The sequence below is a fragment of the Mesorhizobium tamadayense genome (assembly GCF_003863365.1).
GTDB classification, from domain to species: Bacteria; Pseudomonadota; Alphaproteobacteria; order Rhizobiales; family Rhizobiaceae; genus Mesorhizobium; species Mesorhizobium tamadayense.
This window is the reverse complement of sequence record NZ_RQXT01000002.1, coordinates 121,859-144,345: the sequence shown is the minus strand read 5'-3', so window position 1 is coordinate 144,345 and position 22,487 is coordinate 121,859. Positions and strand designations below refer to the sequence as shown.

Genomic DNA, 22,487 nt, shown 5'->3' with positions numbered 1-22,487 from the left:
GGCGGGAAAGGCAAAGGACGGAGACAATGACCATCAATCTGCAAAAGCCGGACATCACCGAGCTGAAGCCGCGCATCACCGTGTTCGGGGTCGGCGGCGGCGGCGGCAATGCCGTCAACAACATGATCACCGCCGGCTTGCGCGGCGTCGAGTTCGTGGTGGCCAACACCGACGCGCAGGCGCTGACGATGTCGAAGGCCGAGCGGCTGATCCAGCTCGGCGCGCATGTCACCGAGGGCCTCGGCGCCGGCTCGCAGCCGGAAGTCGGCCGCGCTGCGGCGGAAGAATGCATCGACGAGATCATCGATCATCTGTCCAACACGCATATGTGCTTCGTCACCGCCGGCATGGGCGGCGGCACCGGCACGGGTGCGGCGCCGGTCGTGGCCCGCGCCGCCCGCGAGAAGGGCATCCTCACCGTCGGCGTCGTCACCAAGCCGTTCCATTTCGAAGGCCAGCGGCGCATGAAGACGGCCGACATGGGCATCGAGGAACTGCAGAAATGCGTCGATACGCTCATCGTCATCCCCAACCAGAACCTGTTCCGGCTTGCCAATGACAAGACCACCTTTGCCGATGCCTTCGCCATGGCCGACCAGGTGCTCTACTCGGGCGTTGCCTGCATCACCGACCTGATGGTCAAGGAAGGCCTGATCAACCTCGACTTCGCCGACGTCCGTTCGGTGATGCGCGAGATGGGCAAGGCGATGATGGGCACCGGCGAGGCTTCGGGCGAGGGCCGCGCCATGGCCGCCGCCGAAGCGGCGATCGCCAACCCGCTGCTCGACGAAACCTCGATGAAGGGCGCCAAGGGCCTGCTGATCTCGATCACCGGCGGTCGCGACCTCACCCTGTTCGAGGTCGACGAAGCCGCGACCCGCATCCGCGAGGAGGTCGACCAGGACGCCAACATCATCCTGGGCGCCACTTTCGACGAGGAACTGGAAGGCGTGATCCGCGTCTCCGTGGTCGCCACCGGCATCGACAAGTCAGCGGCCGAGATCGCAGCAGCGCCGATCTCGATCCGCGCGCCGCAGAAGCCGGTCGCCCGTCCAGCGGCGCCTGCCCAGGAAAGCCGTCCGGCACCGGTTGAGCAGCAGGCTTACGAGCCCCGCGCGGTCGATCCGGTCGCCGAAGCGATCCAGCTTGCCGAGGCGAACGCCGCCGCGATGGCGCAGCCGCGCCCCGCGCCGGTCGACGACTTCCGTCCGCAGAGCAAGATCTTCCAGGCCCCGCCGGCGCAGCCGCAGCCTCAGCCGGTCGTGCAGCAGCAGGTCGGGCAGCCCGCGCCGCAGCGCGAGATGCCGCAGCCGATGGCGGCGGCGCCGCAACGCATGCCGCGCGTCGAGGACTTTCCGCCGGTCGTGAGGGCGGAAGTGGAAGCCAAGACCCGTCCCGCGGATCATGAGAACAGCGGACCGATGGGGCTGATCAAGCGGCTGACGAACGGCCTGACCCGCCGCGAGGAGGAGCCTGCCCGGCTCCAGCCGGCGCAGCCACGCGAGCCGAAACTGCGCCAGGCGGCACCGGAAATGCGCCGCCTCGCCAGCCAGGATCCGCAGCTCTACGCGCCGCGCCGCGGCCAACTCGACGACCAGGGGCGCCTCACACCGCAGAGCCGCACGGTCCAGGAAGACGACCAGCTTGAGATCCCGGCGTTCCTGCGCCGCCAGGCCAACTGATTGTTAACGATATATAACGGTTGTTAACAGGCAGACGAGGAATCGTCTGCCTGTTTCATCAAAATCTCTTCTAAAACAAAGCCTTACAGGTGCTTTTTCGCTCAAGGTCGCGGTTACAGAGGGTAAGAAACCGTGATTTGGAGTCTCCCAGGCGGGCCATTATCTTCGCGTCGGACTTAAGTCGGTTTGCCGGGATTCGGGGAGTTGGCCCGGCCTGCCGACCATATAGAGCCGCATGCCCTGCTCATTTTCCGTATTGCGCGGACGCCAGATGATCCATCTGGCTGAAAATGCCCAGAGGCTGACAAAGCGGACGCCGGCAGTTAGGGCTTATGGGGTTTGTCTTGCACGACTATCAGACGACAGTTAAAGCGCGCGTGACGTTGACCGGCACGGGTGTCCACAGCGGCAAGCCCGTCACCGTTCATTTCCTGCCCGCCGACGCCGATAGCGGCATCATGTTCCACCTTTCGAATGGCGGCGAGGGCCGCGAGTTTCGCGCGCTGGTCTCCGAGGTCGGCGCCACCGATCTCTGCACCATGCTCGGCGATCCGGACGGCGAGCATATCGGCACCGTCGAGCACCTGATGGCGACGGTGTTCGGACTCGGCATCGACAATCTCATCATCGAGATCGACGGTCCGGAAGTTCCCATTCTCGATGGCAGCGCGGTGGCCTTTGTTGAGGCCTTCGACCAGGCCGGCATCGAAACGCTGGCGGTCAGGCGCCGCTATATTCGCGTGGTCAAGCCGGTTCGTATCGAAGCCGGCGCCTCCTGGGCGGAGTTCCGCCCCTATGACGGCACGCGATTCGAGGTGGAGATCGATTTCGAGAGCCCGGCCATCGGCCGGCAGCTCTTTGCCTCCGACATCAACCCCGACATCTTCCGCCGCGACATCGCGCGGGCGCGCACCTTCGGTTTCATGAAGGATGTCGAGCGGCTGTGGGCCGCCGGCTACGCGCTCGGCTCGTCGCTGGAGAACTCGCTGGTCATTGGTGACGACAACCGCGTCATCAATGTCGGCGGACTGCGCTATCCCAACGAATTCGCCCGCCACAAGACGCTCGATGCCATGGGCGATCTGGCGCTTGCCGGCGCACGCTTCATCGGCTGCTTCCGCTCCTATCGCGGCGGCCACCGGATGAACGCGGCGGCGCTGCGCCGCCTGCTGTCCGACCGCACGGCCTTCGAGATTGTCGAGACGCGGCGCCGCGAGCGCGGCCGCGTCGCCGAGATGATCGCTGTCAGCGGACCGGTCTACGCGCCCTGGGTCATCTGATTCTTAACGATTTTCTGGCTTTGTGGGCGGAGCGTGTGTTGCGCGATTGCATCACAGGCCTGTGAAATTATGCAGCTTTGGGCACTGCGCCAATCCGCCACAAAAATGTGCGATTGGCCGGACATAGCGTTGCCGGGCAAGGGGATAATGGTTTATGGCTGCGGCCCGGACCGAAACGACGCCGAAAGGGCGGAATTCAAACATGTTGTTTTCGCGAGTTGGTCAATCGAAGGCGCCGCATTGGGCTGTTTTCCTGGCGTTTTCGTTGGTCGCCCCGTCGCTGCTGTCGGCCTGTATGTCGTCCGAGAAGGATGTCAATCTGGCGACCTATGTCGACCAGACCGAACCCGCGGACGTTCTCTACAATCAGGGCCTCGCCAATCTCAATGCCGGCCGTCTCGATGAGGCGAGCAAGAAGTTCGACGCCGTCGACCGCCAGCATCCCTATTCGGAATTCGCCCGCAAATCCATGGTGATGGGCGCTTTCGCCGATTATCGCGCCGGCAATTACGACGAGGCGATCGGTTCCGCCAAGCGCTACCTGACGCTGTATCCGTCGACCGACGATGCCGCCTATGCGCAGTACATCATCGGCTTGAGCTACTACCGGCAGATCAAGGACGTCACCCAGGACCAGAAGGAGGCGCGCCAGACCGTGCAGACCATGCAGGACCTGGTGACGCGCTGGCCGACCTCCGAATATGTGGACGACGCCAAGGACAAGATCCGCTTCGCCACCGACCAACTCGCCGGCAAGGAGATGCAGATCGGCCGCTACTATCTCGAACGCCGCGAGTATATCGCCGCCGTCAAGCGCTTCCGCACCGTGGTCGAGAATTACTCCAACACGCGCCATGTCGAGGAAGCGCTCGCGCGCCTGACCGAAGCCTACTACGCGATGGGCCTGACCTCGGAAGCGCAGACCGCCGCGGCGGTGCTTGGTCATAATTATCCCGACAGCCAGTGGTACAAGGATTCCTACAAGCTCCTGCAGAGCAACGGGCTTCAGCCGCGTGAAAATGCCGGATCGTGGATCTCCAAGGCCGGGAAGCTGATCACCGGCGCCTGACACTCCTGATGCTGTCCAGACTGTCGATCCGCGATATCGTCCTGATCGAGAAGCTGGACATCGACTTCTTGCCCGGACTTTCGGTGCTGACCGGCGAGACCGGCGCCGGCAAATCCATCCTGCTCGATGCGCTGTCGCTGGCGCTCGGCGCGCGCGGCGACGCCTCGCTTGTCCGCCACGGCGCGCCACAGGGGCAGGTCATCGCGGTGTTCGACGTGCCGCGCAACCATCCGGCGCGCGCGCTCCTTGCCGACAACGACATCGAGGATGACGGCGACATCATCCTGCGCCGGGTGCAGACGGCCGACGGCCGCACGCGCGTCTTCGTCAACGACCAGCCATCCAGCGTCACCCTGATGCGCGACGTCGGCCGCGCGCTGGTCGAGATTCACGGCCAGCATGACGAGCGCGCGCTCGTCGATCCCGGCGCCCATCGCGAATTGCTGGACAGTTTCGGCGGCCATCTCGGCACCGTGCGCGGCACGGGCGAGGCCTGGCGCTACTGGCGGAACTGCGAGCAGGAGCTTTCGCGGCACCGCGCCAAGGTCGAGGCGGCGGCGCGCGAGGCCGATTATCTGCGCGCCTCCGTCGCCGACCTGGCGAAGCTCGACCCGCAACCGGGCGAGGAGACCGAGCTTGCCGACTTGCGCGCCCAGATGATGCGCGTCGAAAAGATCGCATCCGAGATCCACGACGCGCAGGACGTGCTGTCGGGGCCTTCGTCGCCCCTGCCGCAGCTCGCCAGCCTTTTGCGGCGGCTGCAACGCAAGGCGGGTGAGGTGCCGGGCCTGCTCGACGACGTCGTGAAATCGCTCGACGAGGCGATGCTCTCGCTCGACGCGGCCCAGTCCGGGGTCGAAACGGCGCTTCGCGCCACCGAATACGATCCGCAGCGCCTGGAGAAAGCGGAAGAGCGGCTGTTTTCGTTGCGCGCAGCCTCGCGCAAGCACAATATCGCGGTCGACGACCTGGCGCAGCTGCGCGACACGATGGCGGCCGACCTCGCCGACCTCGACGCCGGCGAGGAGCGGCTGCACGGGCTGCAGAAACAAGCCGCCGCCGCGCGCGAGGCTTACGACATTTCGGCGGCACAGCTCTCGTCGCTGCGTCATGCGGCTGCGGCCGGGCTTACCAAGGCGGTGATGGCCGAACTGCCGGCATTGAAGCTCGAACGGGCCGAGTTCGTCGTCGAGATAGTGAGCAACGCCGAAAGCCGCATGGAAGATGGCATCGACCAGGTCGAGTTCTGGGTGCGCACCAATCCGGGCACCAGGCCGGGACCGATGATGAAAGTGGCATCCGGCGGCGAGCTGTCACGTTTCCTGCTGGCGCTGAAGGTGGCGCTGGCCGACCGCGGTTCGGCGCCGACGCTGGTCTTCGACGAGATCGACACCGGCGTTGGCGGCGCGGTAGCCGACGCCATCGGCCAGCGATTGGCGCGGCTGTCGAAGCGGGTGCAGGTGCTTTCGGTCACCCACGCGCCGCAAGTGGCAGCGCGCGCCGCCACGCATTTCCTGATCTCGAAGTCCGGCGGCAAGGATCGCGTCGCCACCGGCATTGCCGAGATAGACCGTGCGGCGCGCCAGGAAGAGATCGCGCGTATGCTGGCCGGCGCCACCATCACCGACGAGGCGCGCGCCGCCGCTGAACGATTGCTGCGCGAGAACACGACGGCGGCGTAGGCTGTGTTGATATTCAGGTGATGCCGGCCTGCGAACGGTGGAATCCTGCGCTTCCGGTGCTCACGTATTGGAAGTACGCTCCGCTCCGGTTCTCGGAAACCACCATTCTCAGCTCGGCCTGACCTGAATCTCAACGCACCCTGGAAAGCCTGATTTCTCCGGCTCGGAGGATGAGTCAGCAGATGGCTGCATCCTGCTGTTCAGCAATGATTTATTCGCAAGCCGACTCCCCCGTGCCGATTCCTGATTTATATAGTGGCGCGCCATAATTCAGGGATTGCGAAGCATGTCTGAAAGACCAGTCGAATCGCTGAGCGAAAGCGAAGCCGCGGAGGAGCTGAAGCGGCTGGCGGCGGAGATCGCCGAACACGACCGGCGCTACCACACCGAGGACGCGCCGACGATCTCGGACGCGGAGTACGACGCGCTGGCACGGCGCAACCTTGCCATCGAAGAGCGTTTTCCCGATCTCGTTCGCGAGGATTCGCCGTCGCGCCGGGTCGGCGCGCCGCCGGCGGAGGGCTTTGCCAAGGTGCGCCACGCCGTGCCGATGCTGAGCCTCGCCAAGGCTTATACCGACCAGGACGTCGCCGATTTCATCGAGCGCGGCCGGCGCTTCTTCGACCGCGATAGGGATCTCGATATCGCTTTCACAGCAGAGCCGAAGATCGACGGGCTGTCGGCCTCGCTGCGCTATGAGAACGGCGTGCTCGTGCAGGGCGCAACGCGCGGCGACGGCGCCGTTGGCGAAGACATCACCGCCAATCTGAAGACCATCGCCGATATACCGAAGACGCTGAAGGGCTCGGGCTGGCCGGAGGTCATCGAGATCCGCGGGGAGGTCTATATGACCTATGCGGAGTTCGAGGCGCTGAAGGCGCGCTCGGCGGCCATCGGCGGCCTGGACTATGTCAATCCGCGCAACACGGCGGCCGGGTCGCTGCGCCAGAAGGACCCGGCGGTCACCGCCAGCCGCAACCTCAAATTCTTCGCCTATGCCTGGGGCTACACGACGGCCGATCCGGCTCCGACACAGTACGATTCGGTGCAGAGATTCGCCGAGTGGGGCTTCAAGGTCAGCCCGCTGATGGTGCGGGCGAAGTCCATAGACGAGCTCATTGCCCACTACCATCGCATCGAGGAGCAGCGCTCTTCGCTCGGCTACGACATCGACGGCGTCGTCTACAAGATCGACCAGCTCGAACTGCAGCGCCGCTGGGGTTTTGTGACCGGTGAGCCGCGCTGGGCGGTCGCCCATAAATTCCCGGCCGAACAGGCGATGACGACGGTGCAGAAGATCGATATCCAGGTCGGGCGCACCGGCACGCTGGCGCCTGTGGCGCGGCTGGCGCCGGTCACGGTCGGCGGCGTGGTGGTCGAGAACGTCACGCTGCACAACGAAGACTACATCAAAGGCTTCGACAGCAACGGCCAGCCGATCCGCGACGGCATCGACGTCCGTATCGGCGATACGGTCGTTATCCAGCGGGCAGGGGACGTCATCCCGCAGATCGTCAGCGTCGTCATCGACATGCGCCCGGCCGATGCCGTGCCTTACGAATTCCCGCACACCTGCCCGGTCTGCGGTTCGCCGGCGACGCGCGAGATCAACGAGAAGACCGGCAAGGAGGATTCGCGCCGCCGCTGCACAGGCGAGCTGATCTGCGCCGCGCAGGCCGTGGAGGGATTGCGCCACTTCGTGTCGCGCGGCGCGCTCGATATCGAGGGCCTGGGCGCCGAAAACATCGACCTCTTCTTCAATGCCGGGCTGGTCAAGACCGCGGCCGACATCTTCACGCTGAAGGATCGCCGGCCGGCCGTCACCAAGGCGCTGGCCGAGCGGCGCGAGGAGCAGGCGAGATTGCGCGAGGCCGCGTCGGGCAAGACGCGCAAGAATGTGCGCAGCGTCGAGGAGCGCAACTATGAGGGCCTCGACAAGCTGTTCGCGGCCATCGACGCGCGCCGCGAGCCGGAGCTCGATCGCTTCATCTTCGCGCTCGGCATCCGCCATATCGGCGAGACGACGGCGGCGGTGCTTGCCCGCCAGTTCTCGACCATCGAGGAACTCATCCGTGTCGGCAAGGAGACAGCGAAGGCGGAGGATCCGCATGACGTGTTCCCGTCCATCAACGGCATCGGCGACACGGTGATCAACGCGCTGCGCGATTTCTTCGGCAACGAGCGCAATGACGCCGTGCTCGATGCGCTGCTGGCGCAAGTTCATCCGAAGCCGTATGTCGTCGAGATCTCGGCCGGCAGCGAGGTCTCCGGCAAGACGGTGGTGTTCACCGGCACGCTGGAAAAGATGACGCGCTCCGAGGCCAAGGCGATGGCGGAGCGTCTCGGCGCTAAGGTCGCGGGCTCGGTTTCGGCCAAGACCGATCTTGTCGTGGCGGGTCCCGGCGCCGGCTCCAAGCTCAAAACGGCGACCGACCTCGGCATCGAGGTGATCGACGAGGACACCTGGCTGCAGCGCATCGGCAGGGGCGGCTGATGGCGGGCGCGTTCAAGGGCTTTGGCGAGAAGGCCATCCCGTTCCTGAAGGCGCTCGACTTCCACCAGAGCCGGGAATGGTTCCAGGAAAACCGCGACCTTTACGAGAGCGAGCTGCACGGGCCGTTCTGCTATCTCGTCGAGACGCTCAGCGAGCGTTTCGCAACGGCGGGCCTCGGCCTGCGCGGCGATCGCAAGAAGTCGCTGTTCCGCATCAATCGCGACGTGCGCTTCTCCAAGGACAAGCGGCCCTACAACCGGCATCTGTCGGCGATCCTGTCGCCTGACGGCACCAAGATGGAGCAGGGCGTCTTCTATGTGCATATCGGGCTCGAGCGCTGCTTTGCCGGCGTCGCCTGGTGGCAGCCGGACCCGGAACTGCTGCAGGCGATGCGCAAGGCGATCGTGACGAAGCCGGCTGCCTTCCGCGCCATGGTGACGGCGCTGAAGAAGGGCGGTCTGGCGCTCGATCCGGAAGACTGCCTAAAGCGCGCGCCGCGAGGTTTTGAAGAGGTCGGCGAAGCCGATCTTGCCCAAGCGGTCCGCAACCGTCATTTCGTGGTCAGGCACGACATCGATCCCGCAACCATCCACACGGCGGCGCTGGTCGACGATCTCGTCGACTTCACCTCGCGCGCCAGGCCGCTGCTCGATTGGGGCAGGGCAATCCAGGGCACTGCCAAATAACCGGAGAAATCCGTTTTGCGATCAGTTCCGCTGATCGTCGGCTCAAGCGAATTGGTGTGACAAGGAGCGCGACGCTCCCTACATCAAGCCGCTCAAGGGAGCAGATGGATGTCGGCGGAAGCTATTTCCGAAAGCGGTGCGAGGAACGAATTCTGGGACGGCGTGCGGCTGTCGATGCCGGTTGTCGTCGCTTCGGCGCCGTTCGCCCTGTTGTTCGGCGCGATCGCCGTCGACAACGGTTTTTCGGTGCTTGAGGCCTTCCTGATGAGCGCGCTGATCTTCGGCGGCGCCAGCCAGATGGTCGGCATCGAATTGTTCGGCCAGCACGTCGCGCCGTGGCTGATCGTGCTCTCCATCTTCGCGGTGAATTTCCGCCACGTGCTCTACTCCGCCGGCATCGGGCGGCGCATCGCGCACTGGCCGGTGTTGCAGCAGGCGCTCGGCTATTTCATCCTGACCGATCCGCAATATGCCGTGGCCGAGGCGCGGGCGGCCTCCGGCCAATCGGTCGGATTCGTCTGGTATCTCGGGCTCGGCCTGCCGGTCTATGTGTTCTGGGTGGCCGAAAGCGCGCTGGGCGCGGTGTTCGGCAAGCTCATCCCGGACACCCATGCGCTTGGCATCGACTTCCTGCTGCCGATCTATTTCCTCGGCCTGGTCCTCGGTTTCCGCAAGCGGCCGCTGTGGCTGCCGGTGGTCGCCGCAAGCGCGGCCGCCTCGATCATCGCCTACAGGACGGTCGGCTCGCCCTGGCATGTCTCGATCGGCGCTATTGCCGGCGTGCTGCTGGCGGTGATCCTGCCGCCGCATCACAGCGGCGTGGGGAAGCGGCCATGAGCACGACCTTCTGGATCATCCTTGCCGGCGCCGTCGCCACCTATCTCACCCGCGTCGGCGGCCACCTCGTCATCTCACGCTTCGACAATATCCATCCGCGTGTCGAGGCGGGCTTGAACGCCGTGCCGGCCGCGGTGCTGACGACGCTGGTCGCGCCAGCCGCGCTCGGCGCCGGACCGGCCGAATGGGCGGCGCTGATCGTCACCGCCGTGGTATCGCTGCGCGGGGGGCTGATGGCGATGTTCCTGGCCGGCGCTGCGGTGTTGATTCTGGCCAGGCAGTTCGTCGGATAGAAATCAGATCTTGGCGTCGTGCGGCAGCGGCGCGGTGGCTTTCTCCAGCCAGGCCAGCGTCTCGCCGTCCACCATCGGGCCGATCTCGGCCAGGACCCATGCGTGATACTGGTCGAGCCAGTGGAGCTCGTCGCGCGTCAGAAGGTCGCTGCGGATGAGGCGCTTGTCGATCGGCGCCAGCGTCAGCGTCTCGAAGCCGTGCATGGCGATGTCGCCGCCTTCGATCGGCTCGGCCGGCGTCACCAGCACGAGATTCTCGATGCGGATGCCGTAGGCACCTTCCTTGTAGTAGCCGGGCTCGTTGGAGAGCATCATGCCGGCGAGCAGTTTTTCGGTGCCGGTGCGGGCGATGCGCTGCGGGCCTTCATGCACGGCGAGGTAGGAGCCGACGCCGTGGCCGGTGCCATGGGCGAAGTCGCAGCCATGCTTCCACAGCGCCATGCGGGCGACCGCATCGATCTCCGAGCCGCGCGTGCCGACTGGAAAGCGCAGCATCGAGATGCCGATCATGCCCTTCAGCACCAGCGTGAAGCGCTCGCGCATCTCCTCGGTCGGCTGGCCGATCGGCACGGTGCGCGTGATGTCGGTGGTGCCGTCCTGGTACTGTCCGCCGGAATCGAGCAGGAACAGCTCGCCGCTCTGAAGCTTGCGGCTGGTGGCGCGCGAGACGCGGTAATGCATGATCGCGCCGTTCGGGCCGGCGCCGGAAATCGTGTCGAAGGAGACGTCGCGCAGCGGCATCTGCGTTTCCTCGCCGGTTTGCCGGCGTACCTCCTCGAGCCTGGTGACGACGTCGATTTCGTCGAGCGTGTCCGGCTTCTGCCGGTCGAGCCAGCAGAGCAGCTTGGCGACCGCGGCGCCGTCGCGACGATGCGCGGCGCGGCTGCCGGCGATCTCGGCCTGGTTCTTGGTGGCGCGCGGGATGCGGGCGGGGTCTGCGGCTGACACAACCTTGCCGCCATTATCCTCGACCAACATCTTCAGCTTTTCCGCCGCCAAGACGGGATCGAGCGCGATTTTTGCGCCGCCCTTGGCGAGGTCGGCAACGGCCGTCTCGAACTCGCCCGGATCGTGCAGATCGGCAAGCTGGGTGAGGTAGGCCGCGACCTGGCGCGAGAATTTGCGCTGGTCCATGAAGAGCTGGTGCTTGCCGTCGGCGGCGAGGATGGCGAAGCCGAGCGCCAGGGGCGTGTGCGCAACGTCGCCGCCGCGGATGTTGAAGGCCCAGGCTATTGAAGAGGGATCGGTCAGCACGGCGTGGGTTGCGCCGTCCTTTTCGATCGCGCCCGCCAGCCGCGCCAGCTTGTTCTTGGCGAGCTCGCCGGCAAAGGCGATCGGATGGAGCTCCACTTGCGCGCGCGGCGGCTCGGGCTGATCCTTCCAGATGACGTCGACCGGGTTCCTGTCGAGCGGCACCAATGTCGCGCCGGACTGCTCGGCCGAAGCTTTCAGCGCCTTGACCTCGCCGATCGTATGCAGCCACGGATCGAAGCCGAGCCTTGCCCCCTTGCCGAGATTGTCCTTGATCCAGGTGGGCGGCGGATTGTCGATAAGGCTCTCGACGGTGAAGATCGAAAGGTCGACCTCGCCCCGCACCTGCAGCGTGTAGCGGCCGTCGACGAAGACAAAGGCGCGGTCGCGCAGGATGATGGCGACGCCGGCCGAGCCGGAAAACCCGGTCAGCCATTTCAGCCGCGCCGAGCGGTCGGCGACATACTCGCCCTGATGCTCGTCGGCGCGCGGCACCATGAAGCCGTCCAGGCCGTTCCCAGTCAGCCATTGGCGCAGCATCGCCACACGCGGCTTGCCGACAGCGGGATCCCCGGCGGAATCGAAAGTCTGGAACATCGCAGCATCTCCCTCGCATGGCTTGCGGCGACCCTAGAGCGGTTCGCCGTTTCATGGAAACGGCAAACCGCTCCATCTCCTTGTTTCGACGCAATTCCGGACGGAAAACCGCTTCACACTTTTCCTGGAATTGCTCTAGCGCATGCCCTTGGAAACCGGAATCGATTTCGGCAGGGCCAGACGGTCGGATCAGACAGGTTCAGCGCTTGAGGTGGATTGTCACCCAGCCTTCGCGATGCAAGGTGCGGACATGGCGGAAGTCTTGGCCGACATAGGCCGAGATCACCGCGTCGCGCTGCCGGTCGAGGATGCCGGAGAGCACCAGCGAGCCACCCAGACTGATGTGCCTGGCCATCTGTGGCGCCAGCCGCATCAGCGGCCGCGCCAGGATGTTGGCGACGATGAGGTCGAAGGGTGCGTGCCTGGCGAAGATCGGGTGATGGAAGCCTGGCGCCGTCACCGTCTCGACGAGCGTCTTCACATGGTTGAGGCGCGCGTTGGCGGCGGCAACCCTGACCGCCACCGGATCGATGTCGGTCGCCAGCACCGGGATATGCGCCAGCTTCGCCAGCGCGATCGCCAGCACCGCGCTTCCTGTTCCGAGGTCGAGCGCGTTGCGCGGGCGTTCGCGCTGCACCACCTGTTCCAGCATTTCGAGGCACCCGGCCGTGGTGCCGTGGTGGCCGGTGCCGAAGGCAAGGCCCGCCTCGATCTCGATGGCGAGATCGCCGCTGCGACGCTTGCCGCGATCATGCGCGCCGTGAACAAAGAAACGCCCGGCGCGGACCGGCTTCAGTCCTTCAAGCGAGCGCGCCACCCAGTCGATGTCGGGGAGCGTTTCGTGCTCGATCGGCTTAGGCAGGGCGAGACCCGCGAGGACGTCGTTGACCCGGGCTTGGACTGCATCGACGTCGCCATCGGCGTAGACCGATACCTCGTGGATATCGTTGGCCTCGTCCACCTCCAGCAAGGCGAGCGGCAGGCCGTCTTCCTCGAAGGCTGCCTCAAGCGCGGCGAAGATGCGGTCGGCCTCGGCCTTGCCCGCGGTAAAATGGAGCCTGGTCTGCCCCATCAGTGCGACTCTTGTTCAAGCATGATCATTTCCGCGAACCGATTCCCACTTCTTGCCACGCTAACCTTCGGTTCGGGATCATGCTTGGCCGCCCGCCGCAAGCCGCTTCAGCTTGGCAATGGCGGTGTCGGCTCTTTCGCCATAGGCGATGGTGCCGGCGAACTCGCCCTTGGCGTTGAGCAGCAGCACGGAGGCCGTATGGTCCATCGTGTAGTCGCCGTCGCCGGTGTCGACCTTCTTCCAGTAGATGCCGAAGGCCTTCGCCATCGCATGCACCTTTTCCGGATCGCCGGTGATGCCGGTGATGCGGTCTGAGAAGTTGCTGACGTAGGAATTCATGATCTGCGGCGTGTCGCGCTCCGGGTCCACCGTGACGAAATAGGCGTTGAGGTTCTTGCCGCTGTCGCCCATCGTCTTCAGCCAGCCGGCCAGTTCGAACAGCGTGGTCGGGCAGACTTCCGGGCAATGGGTGAAGCCGAAGAAGACAACGCTCGGATGCCCCTTTAGCGCTGCCTCGGTGATGGGCGCGCCTTTTTGGTCGATCAGCGTGAACGGCGCGCCGTAGGGCTCGCCGCCATAATGGCCCCGATACCAGTCGAAAGTGAGCCAGCCGATGCCCGCCGCCATCAGGACGAGAATGCCGACCAGAATTGAGCGCATCATCAGAGCTATCCGTCGTGATCGTCGCAGCGCGCCGGATCGGGCGTGCGATTGTTTCGGCGACAGTCTTACCGGTTTGGCGGCGGGCGCGCAAAGATGTCGCGTTGCCGCAAGCATGATGACCAGCCGTCTCTGAACGCTGCGCCGGGCCTGGCGTCACTACCATCACCGAACGGCTTGCAAATGCCATGGTCTTATCCCACCTGACATCGGCTAAACGTGAACCCGAGGAGGCTTCCTTGCGAAAAGTGATCGGCTTATTCGCCGCATGCCTTGCCCTGAGCGGTGGCGCTGCGGTGGCGGACGAAGTCGGCAAGGTCGGCGTCGACTGGGTCGGCAACGACATCATGGTCGACGCGATCAAGGACCCGAAAGTCGACGGCGTCACCTGCCACGTCGCCTATTTCGATCGCAGCATCATCGATCGGCTGCACAAGGGCAACTGGTTCGAGGATCCGTCCGATTCCTCGATCTCCTGCCGCCAGACTGGGCCGATCACCGTCGGCGACATCGATATGAGCGAGGGCGGCGAAGAGGTGTTTAAGCAAGGCCTCAGCCTGATCTGGAAGAAGCAGGTGGTGAACCGCATCTACGACAAGAAGAACGAGACCCTGATCTATCTCTCGCATTCGCGCCAGGTGCAGAACGGCTCGGCGAAGATGTCGGTGACCACCGTGCCGCTCTACGGCCAGAACGTCGTTTGGACGAAGGGCAAGCCGCAATAGGCCCCGATAGGCCTAGAGCGCGTCGCGATCTTTCAGATTCGCTCCATGCGCTTTAGGCTTTTTGATCTTACGCATGTCTTTGTCCCGAAACCGGTTCCCACTTTCGGGAGACATGCTTTTAAGCAGACGATTGGCCCCCGCTTGCGGTACCGATCGCTCGGGCGTAAAGCCGCGCCATGGACCGCCCTGAACACCTTGTCCCGAAGGATGCCGAGCCGCGCATTCATCCGACCGCGGAGCTGAAGGGGTGCAAGCTCGGCCGCTACGCCTCGATAGGCGAGCGGGTGATCCTGCGCGACGTGACGGTCGGCGACTTTTCCTATTTCGAGCGGCATTCGGAAGCGATCTACACGACGATCGGCAAGTTCTGCTCCATCGCCGCCAACAGCCGCATCAACGCGCTCGAGCATCCTGTCGAGCGGTTGACCCAGCACAAGGTCAGCTACCGGCCGAACGAGTATTTCCGCTGGCTTGGCGTCGACGCGGCATTTCGCGAGCGGCGGCAGGCAAAGGCGGTCAGCATCGGCCACGATGTCTGGATCGGCCATGGCGCCGTCGTCATGCCTGGTGTGGCGATCGGCAATGGCGCCGTCATCGGCGCCAACGCGGTGGTGACGCATGACGTGCCGCCTTACGCGATCGTCGCCGGCGTTCCGGCCAGACCCCTGCGTCAGAGGTTCGCCGCCGCCACAGCGGCGCGCATCGAGAACCTCGCCTGGTGGGACTGGGCGCCGGAAAAACTCGCCAGGGCGATCCCGGACATGCAATCGATGCCGATCGAGGCCTTTCTCGATCGTTGGGACAACGAAGCGCCCTGATTCTCCACGATTTTCCGGAAGACGGTACCCCTTCCGCCATGCGGGGGTGGCGCAGCGGAAGGGGCTGGAGGTAAACCGCCGTGAAGCGGAAGGAACAGGCTTTTTGACCTGCACCGGCACTATGGCAACAAACCCATAAGGTGTTTTTTCCGGGAGCTGCCCTTCTGGCGTGTGTTCAATTGTACCGGGTGCAGTCGCGAAAATACTGTCGCCGGGGAACCGGGAGCGGCCGCCACTTGTTTTTGATCAGGATTTGAATTCAGTCTTCGGCCGAACCTTGGGGCCGAAACCTTGGCCGTTCAGGGATTTCGATGATCGAGAAGTTTTTCACCAGGATCGCCAATGCCGTAGCGCATCTCGCCGGCATGCCGCCGACATTTGCCCTGTGCTGCTTGGTCATCGTCGTTTGGGCAATGAGCGGCCCGATCTTCGGGTTCTCGGATACCTGGCAACTCGTCATCAACACCGGGACTACGATCGTCACCTTTTTGATGGTGTTCCTGATCCAGAACACCCAAAACCGTGACAGCGCGGCCATCCAGACCAAGCTGGACGAATTGATCCGGGTCAGCCGGGCCCACAACACTTTCATCGGCATCGAACATCTGACCGAATCCGAGGTCGAGGAGATCCGCGAAAAATGCGAAAAGGCCGCAAAGCGGCATGACCGGGAGGTAGCCGCGGCGGCCGTCAAGAAGGCCGCGCAAAAACACTCCTCCAAAAAACACGCCGCTTGAGTGCAGCCTTGTCGTTCGGGAACGACTTGTCGTTCGGGCACGACCTTTGCGAACGAAAGATTGTCGCAGTAAGAACCGGACCTGTTTAGCCTATGGGCCTTCGGCTCGTGCGGGGTTCTCTAGCGGTTCATAAAGGCCGCGAACGCGTCCTTGTGATCCGGATGCCAGCGCGACAGGGCGGGGCGGTTTTCGATGATGTCGCCGATCGCCCAGGCCATGCGCTTTTCATCCATCGGCCGCGCAACCTCGTTGTCCGGGCAAAGGATGTAAAAGTCGTCCTGCCTGAGCGATGCCGGCATGAAATCGATCACCTGCTCGCCGGTCCAGGCGCCGGCCGGCTTTTCCGTCGCGCCTTCGGTCAGGCCGGTGTAGGTGAAGCCCGGTATCAAGAGGTGCGCCGTGATCGTCGATCCAGGCTCGTTGCGCAGTGCGTGCGCCAAACCCTCGGTGAATGTCTTCACGCCGGCCTTGGAGACATTGTAGGCGAGATTGCCGGGCGGCGTGGTGATGCCTTGCTTGGAGCCTGTGTTGATGATCAGGCCGGGCCTGCCCGCGGCCAGCATGCGCGGCGCGAAGGCCTCGACGCCATGCACGACGCCCCAGAAATTGATGTCGAGCAGACGCTTCCATGCGTCACGGTTTTCCCACGGCTTGCCCGGATTGTTGCCGACGCCGGCGTTGTTCATGAGCACCGAGACCGCGCCGAATGCGCCATAGGTGAGCTCCGCCAGGCGGTCGACTTCGCCGGCCTCGGAAACGTCGGTAGGAATTGGGAGAACGGCATCATCCCCGGCGATAGCGGCCACAGCCTGCCGGGCCTGGTCGAGGCGCACGCCGCCCATATCGGCGATCACCGTCTTCATGCCCATGGCCGCGAATCGTTTCGCAGCGGCAAGGCCGATACCGCTGGCGCCACCGGTGATGACGGCGACATTGCCGGAGGCGAAAGCGGGCAGGGCGGTCTGGATTTCGGCGTCGCTGGTCATGATCCGTGTCCTTGTTCTGGGTCGAGCCGAACTTAACGCCGGTCAGGGCCGAGACAAGCCTTGCTAGCGGCAACGGGTTGACCGCAAGAGCGGCAACGGGTTGACCGCAAGAGCGGCAACGGGTTGACCGCGACAGCGTCCCCCGCGCATGCTGCAAGGAAAAGGAGCTCGGCATTGACCGATTGGATCGGAATCCTGAAAGAGCAGACCGCCACCGGCGAGCAGATGGGCCAAGATGTGCCGAAGATGCTTGCCGACCCCGATATCAGCGAGATGCAGGTCAAAACGCTGTTTTCGGCGCTGGAACAACAGGCGGATTTCGCCGAAAAGCTGCGCCTGGCGCTGGAGAAGTTCGGCCATGACTTTCCCATCATCAAGGCCGCGGAGCGGCTGGAAGAGCGCTATGCCGACCTTGCCGCCTCGGCGGCCGAGAAGCTGAAGGCGATGCGGAAGTAAGAGCCGCTACTTTTCGATGAGCCGTTCGAAGCGCCTATCCGGCACGAACCATATCATCGCCACAGCCACATAGAGCGCGACGCCGATCCACTGGTTGACGAACGTGAGCAGCACGCCTGCGATGTAGATCGCCAGCGAGATCTTGCCTTTGCGGTCACGGCCTACTGCCTTGGCAAAGGTCGTGCCCGCGCCATGCAGACGGCGCAGCTCGATGACGAGAATGTAGTAGGCGAACGCGCAGAGCGCTAGGCCGACGCCATAAACGGCGACGGGCACCGGCGCGAAATGGTTCTCGCCCATGAAGGCGGTCGTCGCCGGCGTCAGCGACAGCCAGAACAGCAAATGCAAGTTCGCCCATAGCACGCGGCCATCGACGCGCTGCACGGTGTGGAACATGTTGTGCAGATTGTTCCAGTAGATGCCGACATAGATGAAGGACAGCACGTAGCTGAAGAAGATCGGCCACAAGGGCGCCAGCGCCGAAAAGTCCTCGCCGTGCGGCACTTTCAGCTCCAGCACCATGATGGTGATGATGATGGCGACGACGCCATCGGTGAATGCCTCGACCCTTCCCTTGCCCATGGTTCCTCCACTGTCGATGGGCCAACGTTAGAAGAGGAAATCATCGAGCGCCATACTGCCAGACTTGTCAGGAGTGGATTTGGGGAGGGAATAGCCTCGCTAAATAAACGCATGGGCGGGCGTTCGCCGAAAGAAAAAGAGGTCGACATGACCATCCACGCTCAAGCCATGACGCGCGACAATGAACTCGACGGCAAAGCCGCGATGGCTGCCGTCGCCGCTATGATCGCGGCGCTCTTTGCCGGCAGCACCGCGCTGACGCCGCTTTACGTGATCTACAAGCAAGCCTTCGGCTTCTCGCAGATCACGCTGACGCTGGTCTACGCCGTCTATGTGGTCGGCAACCTGGCGGCGCTGCTGTTTTTCGGCCGATTGTCGGACATCATCGGCCGCCGTCCGGCTGCGCTCGCGGCAATGGGCGTCGCCGTGATCAGCGCGCTGTTTTTCCTGTTCGCCGAAAACCTGGCGTGGCTCGACATCGCCCGCATCCTCAGCGGGCTTGGCATCGGGATTGGCGCGGGTACCGGCACAGCCTGGCTGGCCGAATTGATCGAAGGCGAGGACAAGTCGCGCGCCGCCATCGTTGCAACCAGCACCAACTTCGTCGGTCTTGGCCTAGGCGCTCTGACATCGGGACTGCTTGCCGAATATGCACCGTGGCCGCTCAGGCTGACATTCGCCGTCCATCTCGCTCTGCTGGTGCTGGTCACGCTGCTGATCTGGCGCACGCGCGAGACGGTGTCGGAGCGGAGGCGGCTCTCCGACGTCCCAATGCGGCCGCGGCTTTCGGTTCCCGACAGCATTCGCGCTGGGTTCGTGGCGCCGGCGGTGACCGGCTTCGGCGCTATGGCTCTCGTCGGCTTCTATGCCGCGCTGGCACCGAGCGTTCTGGCCCAGCAGCTGCACGTCACCGATCATGCCGAGGCCGGCGCACTGTTCTTCGAGCTGGCGGTCGTGACCGCCGCGACGATCCTGGCGACGGCGCGACTGTCTAGCCGCTTCACGATGCTCGCTGCGCTTGTCTTGATGATCCCGACCGTGGCGCTGATCGTTGTGGCACAAGTCTTCGCCTCGATGACCATCATGATCGGAGGCACCGCCTTATGCGGGGCGGCGGCTGCCTTCGGCTATCGCGGCGGCCTGCAAGTGGTGAACCAGATCGCGCCGGCCGACCGCCGCGCCGAGGTGGTGTCGGCCTTCTTCGTCTGCTGCTTCTGCGGCAACGCGCTGCCGGTGATCGGCATCGGCGTCCTGTCGAGTTGGACGAGCGCGACCGTTGCAAGCCTGGCCTTTGCCGGCATGATCACGATTTTCTCGCTGGTGGCATTGGGGTTCGGCGCACGCTACGCGAGGTGATTTCAGACAGCCAACGGTGCGTCCTCAGCCGTTCGGCGTCTCGGGCGAGAGGTGGGCGCGCTGGCGCGGCACACCGAGGCCGGTGTCCGGCGGCTCGCCCGCAGCCGGCCTGCCCTCGGTCATATGCATGGTCCGCCAGCGGCCGAAACGATAGTACGCGGCCGCCAGCACCAGCGAGGCGATCGAGCCCGCCGGAAAACTCCACCACAGCGCCTCCTGGCCGATGACGCTTCGCATGGAATAGGCAAAGCCGGTGCGCACGAAGAGCACCGAGATGATCAGGATGATCAGCGGCGGCATGACCGCACCAGTGGCGCGCACCGTGGCGAACAGCACGATGGTGATGCCGAACAGGATGAAGGACCAGGACGCCGCCTTGTTGATGTGGGCGGCGATGTCGATCGCCGTGCTGTCGCCGCTCAGGAAAAGGCCGAGCACGGGTCTGTCGAAGGCCAACAGCAGCGCCACTAGCGCGCCGGTGAGCACGAGGTTGAAGCCGATCCCCGAAGCGGCGACCGTGCCGATGCGGTCCCAGCGTCCGGCGCCGACATTCTGCGCCGCCATCGAGGAGACGGCGGCGCCGATGGCCAAAGCCGGCATCTGGATGTAGGTCCAGAGCTGCGCCGCGATGCCGTAGGCGGCGGCGACCCGCGAGCCGTAGGAATTGACGATGCCCATCACGGTCAATGCCGCGGCCGAGATGACGATCATCTGCAGGCCCATCGGAATGCCCTTGAAGACGACGATGCGCAAAAGCGCCGGATCGGGCTTGAGCAAAGCGAGGTCGCTGCCCGCCAGCCGCAGCGGATGCCTGCGCGCATAAAGCACGATCAGGATGGCGATCACGCTCACCGTCTGGCCGATCAGCGTCGAGGTGGCTGATCCTGCGATGCCGAGCTCGGGGAAGGGGCCGATGCCGCGGATCAAGAGCGGGTTCAAGACGACGTCGAGCACGACCGCCAGCGCCATGAAGACAAACGGCGTGCGCGAATCGCCGGCGCCGCGCAGCACCGTCATGACGAAGGACAAAAGGTTCATCATCGGCACGGCGACGAAGATGATGCGCAGATAGGAGCGCGCCAGCGGCAAGGCGTCCGCCGGCGTGCCGAGGCCGGTGAGGATGGCGTCGACCCAGATCCAGCCGCAGACCGCGAACACCACGGAGACGAGGAAGAAGAAGGTGGCGCTGGTGCCGACGATGCGCCGCGCCTCGGGCAGGTCGCGGGCACCGACCGACTGGGCGACCAGGATGGTCGCCGCCATGCCGATGCCGAACACTGTGCCGAGGATCAGGAACAGCACCAGATTGGCGTTGGAGGTCGCCGTCAGCGCCGCTTCGCCGAGGAAGCGGCCGACCCAGACGGCGTTGATCGAGGCGTTGAGCGACTGCAGCACGTTGGAGCCCAGCACCGGCAAGGCGAACAACAGCAGCGTGCGCGGAATGGGGCCGCTGGTCAGGTCGCCGGTCCGCCGGCGGGCGGGCTTGTCGTCATCCATGGCGGACACCGAAAATGAATCAGGCCCGCGATGGTATCGCAGGCCTGATGGCGATGCATCCCTTCCGGACTGGATGCCTCGCGGCATCCGACCCGATGGTGGTGCTAGTTCGCGGCGAGGCTGTTCCCCGACAGGCCGGGGAGCGTGACCTGATAGACGAGGAAGGTGGTGTCGACATCGGCGCCGTCGTCGGCCTTGTAGGGCGCGCCGACCTGGAAACCGTCCTGGGTCAGAAAATCGTTGTCGTTGGCGACGAACAGGAAATAGTCGTCGGGGAGCTTCGGATCGAGCACGCTCGCCAGCGACATCGCCTCCCACTTCTCCGAGAGGTTGTTCCTGTCGTTCGGCGCGCCATTGTGCAGGCCGAAGCGGCCGAGCACGCCCTTGTCGTTGATGTCGATGAATGTGGTGAGCTTGGCCGGCGTCACCGACGGGTCGAGCACGCCCTTCGGCGCAACCGGCCTGTCGGCGGCGTCGAACGGGCCGCTGGCGATATCGGTTGCGGCGGACAAGTCGACGGTCTCGATCTTGCGGTAGAGCGACTCGTCGCCCTTCACGCCTTGGCCGTTGCCGCTGTCGCGCGCCAGCATCAGGAAGCTCTTGTCGGACAGCGCCACGATTTCGCTCTGCGCGGCCACCTTGGTCTTGCCCTTGGCGTCCTTGAACATCGGCAGCGGCACGACATATTCATGCGCCAGCTTGAGGTGGGCGAGGTCGGAGGCGTCATAGACCAATGCCCTGGTGTTCTGGCGCGTCGCACCGGAATCGCCGCCATCCTGGCGGGGCGCCGACTGCAGCACGGCGATCAGGAACTTACCGTCTGGCGTCATCGACATGCCTTCGAGACCCTGGTTGTTCTGGCGACCGGTCTCGGGATCCTTCGGATCGGGCTCGGCGGCGCCCCGGCCGGGGTTGTCGGACGCGAAGTTCGGCTCGCCATGGCGCATCGGCACGAGAGCCGTCGGCGGCTGCGTCGCCGACATCAGGCGGCCGGCGGCCGAGAAGCGGTAGATGTTCGGGCCATATTCGTCGGAGATGAACATGGTGCCGTCCGGCAGGCGCGCGATCGCCTCGTCGTCCAGCGCCAGCTTGCCGTTGTCGGCCTGCGGCAGGATCGGCAGGTCGCCGGCGGCGGGGCGCACGCCGTTGAGCGGATCGAGGCCGGTGGCATCGGCGCCCTTGTCGTCGGTGAGCAGCATGGTGTCGGCGAGCGTCGCCTTGACACCCGACTGCTCCTGTCCGGCGGCGGGTGCGGCGCCCGGCGCGATCGGAGTCAGCTCGATCGAGATGGTATTGAGGCGCGGGCGGTAGTCGGTGGTGCCGGCGACGTTGTAGCCGCGATCCGGCAGCAGCCAGAGCGAGCCCTTGTAGCCCGCGCCGTCACGGGTCCAGCCCTTGGTGTCGATCGCCATGCCGGAGCCCGAGCCGAAGGTCTCGCCGAACTTGTCCTTCTGGCCGGCCGGAATGCGGCCGACGCCCACCAGGCCTTTGTTGACGTACGCGACGCCATCGGCGAGCGCCGGAGTCATGGCGGTGAACAGTGCGAGTGCTGCGCCGAGCGCGACGGTTCGGTTCAGATGCTTCATGGAATATCCCCTTCTTGACGAGCATGCAGGAAAAGCCTGAAAGGGCGCCGCATCGACGATGCCGCGAGCGCCTTCCTACAAAGCGGTCTAGAGCGTGAACGTGATGGTTGCGTGACAGGAGGGGTGCACTTTCCTTCTCCT

The 22,487-nt window shown here is 64.7% G+C and carries 20 protein-coding genes; 13 read left to right on the top strand and 7 right to left on the bottom strand.

Annotated features, from left to right (window positions below; translation table 11 throughout):
* The first annotated feature begins 26 nt into the window (after positions 1-26).
* From ftsZ to EH240_RS02350, 8 genes are all read left to right on the top strand, one after another.
* Positions 27-1,682 carry a cell division protein FtsZ gene (gene ftsZ / locus EH240_RS02385; protein WP_124995816.1) on the top strand — a complete coding sequence of 552 codons (1,656 nt, stop codon included), beginning with the start codon at positions 27-29 and terminating at the stop codon, positions 1,680-1,682.
* A gap of 332 nt (positions 1,683-2,014) precedes the next feature.
* Positions 2,015-2,962 (top strand): UDP-3-O-acyl-N-acetylglucosamine deacetylase, encoded by a 948-nt coding sequence (gene lpxC / locus EH240_RS02380; RefSeq protein ID WP_124995815.1) that lies wholly within the window; start codon positions 2,015-2,017, stop codon positions 2,960-2,962.
* A gap of 202 nt (positions 2,963-3,164) precedes the next feature.
* Positions 3,165-4,031 carry an outer membrane protein assembly factor BamD gene (locus tag EH240_RS02375; protein ID WP_124995814.1) on the top strand — a complete coding sequence of 289 codons (867 nt, stop codon included), beginning with the start codon at positions 3,165-3,167 and terminating at the stop codon, positions 4,029-4,031.
* A gap of 8 nt (positions 4,032-4,039) precedes the next feature.
* Positions 4,040-5,713 (top strand): DNA repair protein RecN, encoded by a 1,674-nt coding sequence (gene recN, locus EH240_RS02370; protein WP_124995813.1) that lies wholly within the window; start codon positions 4,040-4,042, stop codon positions 5,711-5,713.
* A 286-nt stretch (positions 5,714-5,999) separates the two neighbouring features.
* Positions 6,000-8,207 (top strand): NAD-dependent DNA ligase LigA, encoded by a 2,208-nt coding sequence (ligA, locus tag EH240_RS02365; RefSeq protein WP_124995812.1) that lies wholly within the window; start codon positions 6,000-6,002, stop codon positions 8,205-8,207.
* Entirely contained in the window at positions 8,207-8,893 is a 687-nt protein-coding gene (locus EH240_RS02360; protein WP_124995811.1) for a DUF2461 domain-containing protein, read from the top strand. The genes ligA and EH240_RS02360 overlap by 1 nt, the downstream gene beginning before the upstream one ends.
* 108 nt (positions 8,894-9,001) lie before the next feature.
* Complete coding sequence (locus EH240_RS02355) at positions 9,002-9,730, top strand: AzlC family ABC transporter permease (RefSeq protein WP_124995810.1); 729 nt, start codon at positions 9,002-9,004, stop codon at positions 9,728-9,730.
* Positions 9,727-10,023 (top strand): AzlD family protein, encoded by a 297-nt coding sequence (locus EH240_RS02350; protein ID WP_124995809.1) that lies wholly within the window; start codon positions 9,727-9,729, stop codon positions 10,021-10,023. The genes EH240_RS02355 and EH240_RS02350 overlap by 4 nt, the downstream gene beginning before the upstream one ends.
* 3 nt (positions 10,024-10,026) lie before the next feature.
* Here EH240_RS02350 and EH240_RS02345 read toward each other — a convergent pair whose 3' ends face one another.
* From EH240_RS02345 to EH240_RS02330, 3 genes are all read right to left on the bottom strand, one after another.
* Positions 10,027-11,871, bottom strand: a complete 1,845-nt coding sequence (locus EH240_RS02345) for an aminopeptidase P family protein (RefSeq protein ID WP_124995808.1) — start codon at positions 11,869-11,871, stop codon at positions 10,027-10,029.
* A 199-nt stretch (positions 11,872-12,070) separates the two neighbouring features.
* Positions 12,071-12,943, bottom strand: a complete 873-nt coding sequence (locus tag EH240_RS02335; RefSeq protein WP_124995807.1) for a 50S ribosomal protein L11 methyltransferase — start codon at positions 12,941-12,943, stop codon at positions 12,071-12,073.
* A gap of 78 nt (positions 12,944-13,021) precedes the next feature.
* Entirely contained in the window at positions 13,022-13,606 is a 585-nt protein-coding gene (locus tag EH240_RS02330) for an SCO family protein (RefSeq protein ID WP_124995806.1), read from the bottom strand.
* 236 nt (positions 13,607-13,842) lie between these two features.
* Between EH240_RS02330 and EH240_RS02325 the strand changes: the two genes are divergently transcribed.
* From EH240_RS02325 to EH240_RS02315, 3 genes are all read left to right on the top strand, one after another.
* Complete coding sequence (locus EH240_RS02325; protein ID WP_124995805.1) at positions 13,843-14,328, top strand: CreA family protein; 486 nt, start codon at positions 13,843-13,845, stop codon at positions 14,326-14,328.
* Between the two features lie 176 nt (positions 14,329-14,504).
* Positions 14,505-15,146: a DapH/DapD/GlmU-related protein gene (locus EH240_RS02320; protein ID WP_124995804.1), complete on the top strand. Its 642-nt coding sequence runs from the start codon at positions 14,505-14,507 to the stop codon at positions 15,144-15,146.
* 311 nt (positions 15,147-15,457) lie between these two features.
* Positions 15,458-15,883, top strand: coding sequence for a low affinity iron permease family protein (locus EH240_RS02315; protein WP_167483895.1), 426 nt, complete (start codon positions 15,458-15,460; stop codon positions 15,881-15,883).
* A 119-nt stretch (positions 15,884-16,002) separates the two neighbouring features.
* Here the strand turns inward: EH240_RS02315 and EH240_RS02310 are convergent, their stop codons facing one another.
* On the bottom strand, positions 16,003-16,869 hold the full coding sequence (locus EH240_RS02310) for an SDR family NAD(P)-dependent oxidoreductase (RefSeq protein WP_124995803.1): 867 nt from the start codon (positions 16,867-16,869) through the stop codon (positions 16,003-16,005).
* Positions 16,870-17,043: 174 nt separating this feature from the next.
* On the opposite strand from EH240_RS02310, the gene EH240_RS02305 reads away from it, so the two are divergent.
* The gene (locus EH240_RS02305) at positions 17,044-17,325 is read left to right on the top strand and encodes a hypothetical protein (protein WP_124995802.1); all 282 of its coding nucleotides are present in this window, start codon (positions 17,044-17,046) and stop codon (positions 17,323-17,325) included.
* 6 nt (positions 17,326-17,331) lie between these two features.
* Here EH240_RS02305 and EH240_RS02300 read toward each other — a convergent pair whose 3' ends face one another.
* Entirely contained in the window at positions 17,332-17,907 is a 576-nt protein-coding gene (locus tag EH240_RS02300) for a TMEM175 family protein (RefSeq protein WP_124995801.1), read from the bottom strand.
* 147 nt (positions 17,908-18,054) lie between these two features.
* Here EH240_RS02300 and EH240_RS02295 point away from each other — a divergent pair, with 147 nt between their 5' ends.
* Entirely contained in the window at positions 18,055-19,263 is a 1,209-nt protein-coding gene (locus tag EH240_RS02295; protein ID WP_124995800.1) for an MFS transporter, read from the top strand.
* Between the two features lie 24 nt (positions 19,264-19,287).
* Here the strand turns inward: EH240_RS02295 and EH240_RS02290 are convergent, their stop codons facing one another.
* Positions 19,288-20,760 carry an MATE family efflux transporter gene (locus EH240_RS02290; protein ID WP_124995799.1) on the bottom strand — a complete coding sequence of 491 codons (1,473 nt, stop codon included), beginning with the start codon at positions 20,758-20,760 and terminating at the stop codon, positions 19,288-19,290.
* Between the two features lie 104 nt (positions 20,761-20,864).
* A complete protein-coding gene (locus tag EH240_RS02285; protein ID WP_124995798.1) occupies positions 20,865-22,346 on the bottom strand; it encodes an esterase-like activity of phytase family protein in 1,482 nt (493 codons plus the stop codon).
* Positions 22,347-22,487: the final 141 nt, after the last annotated feature.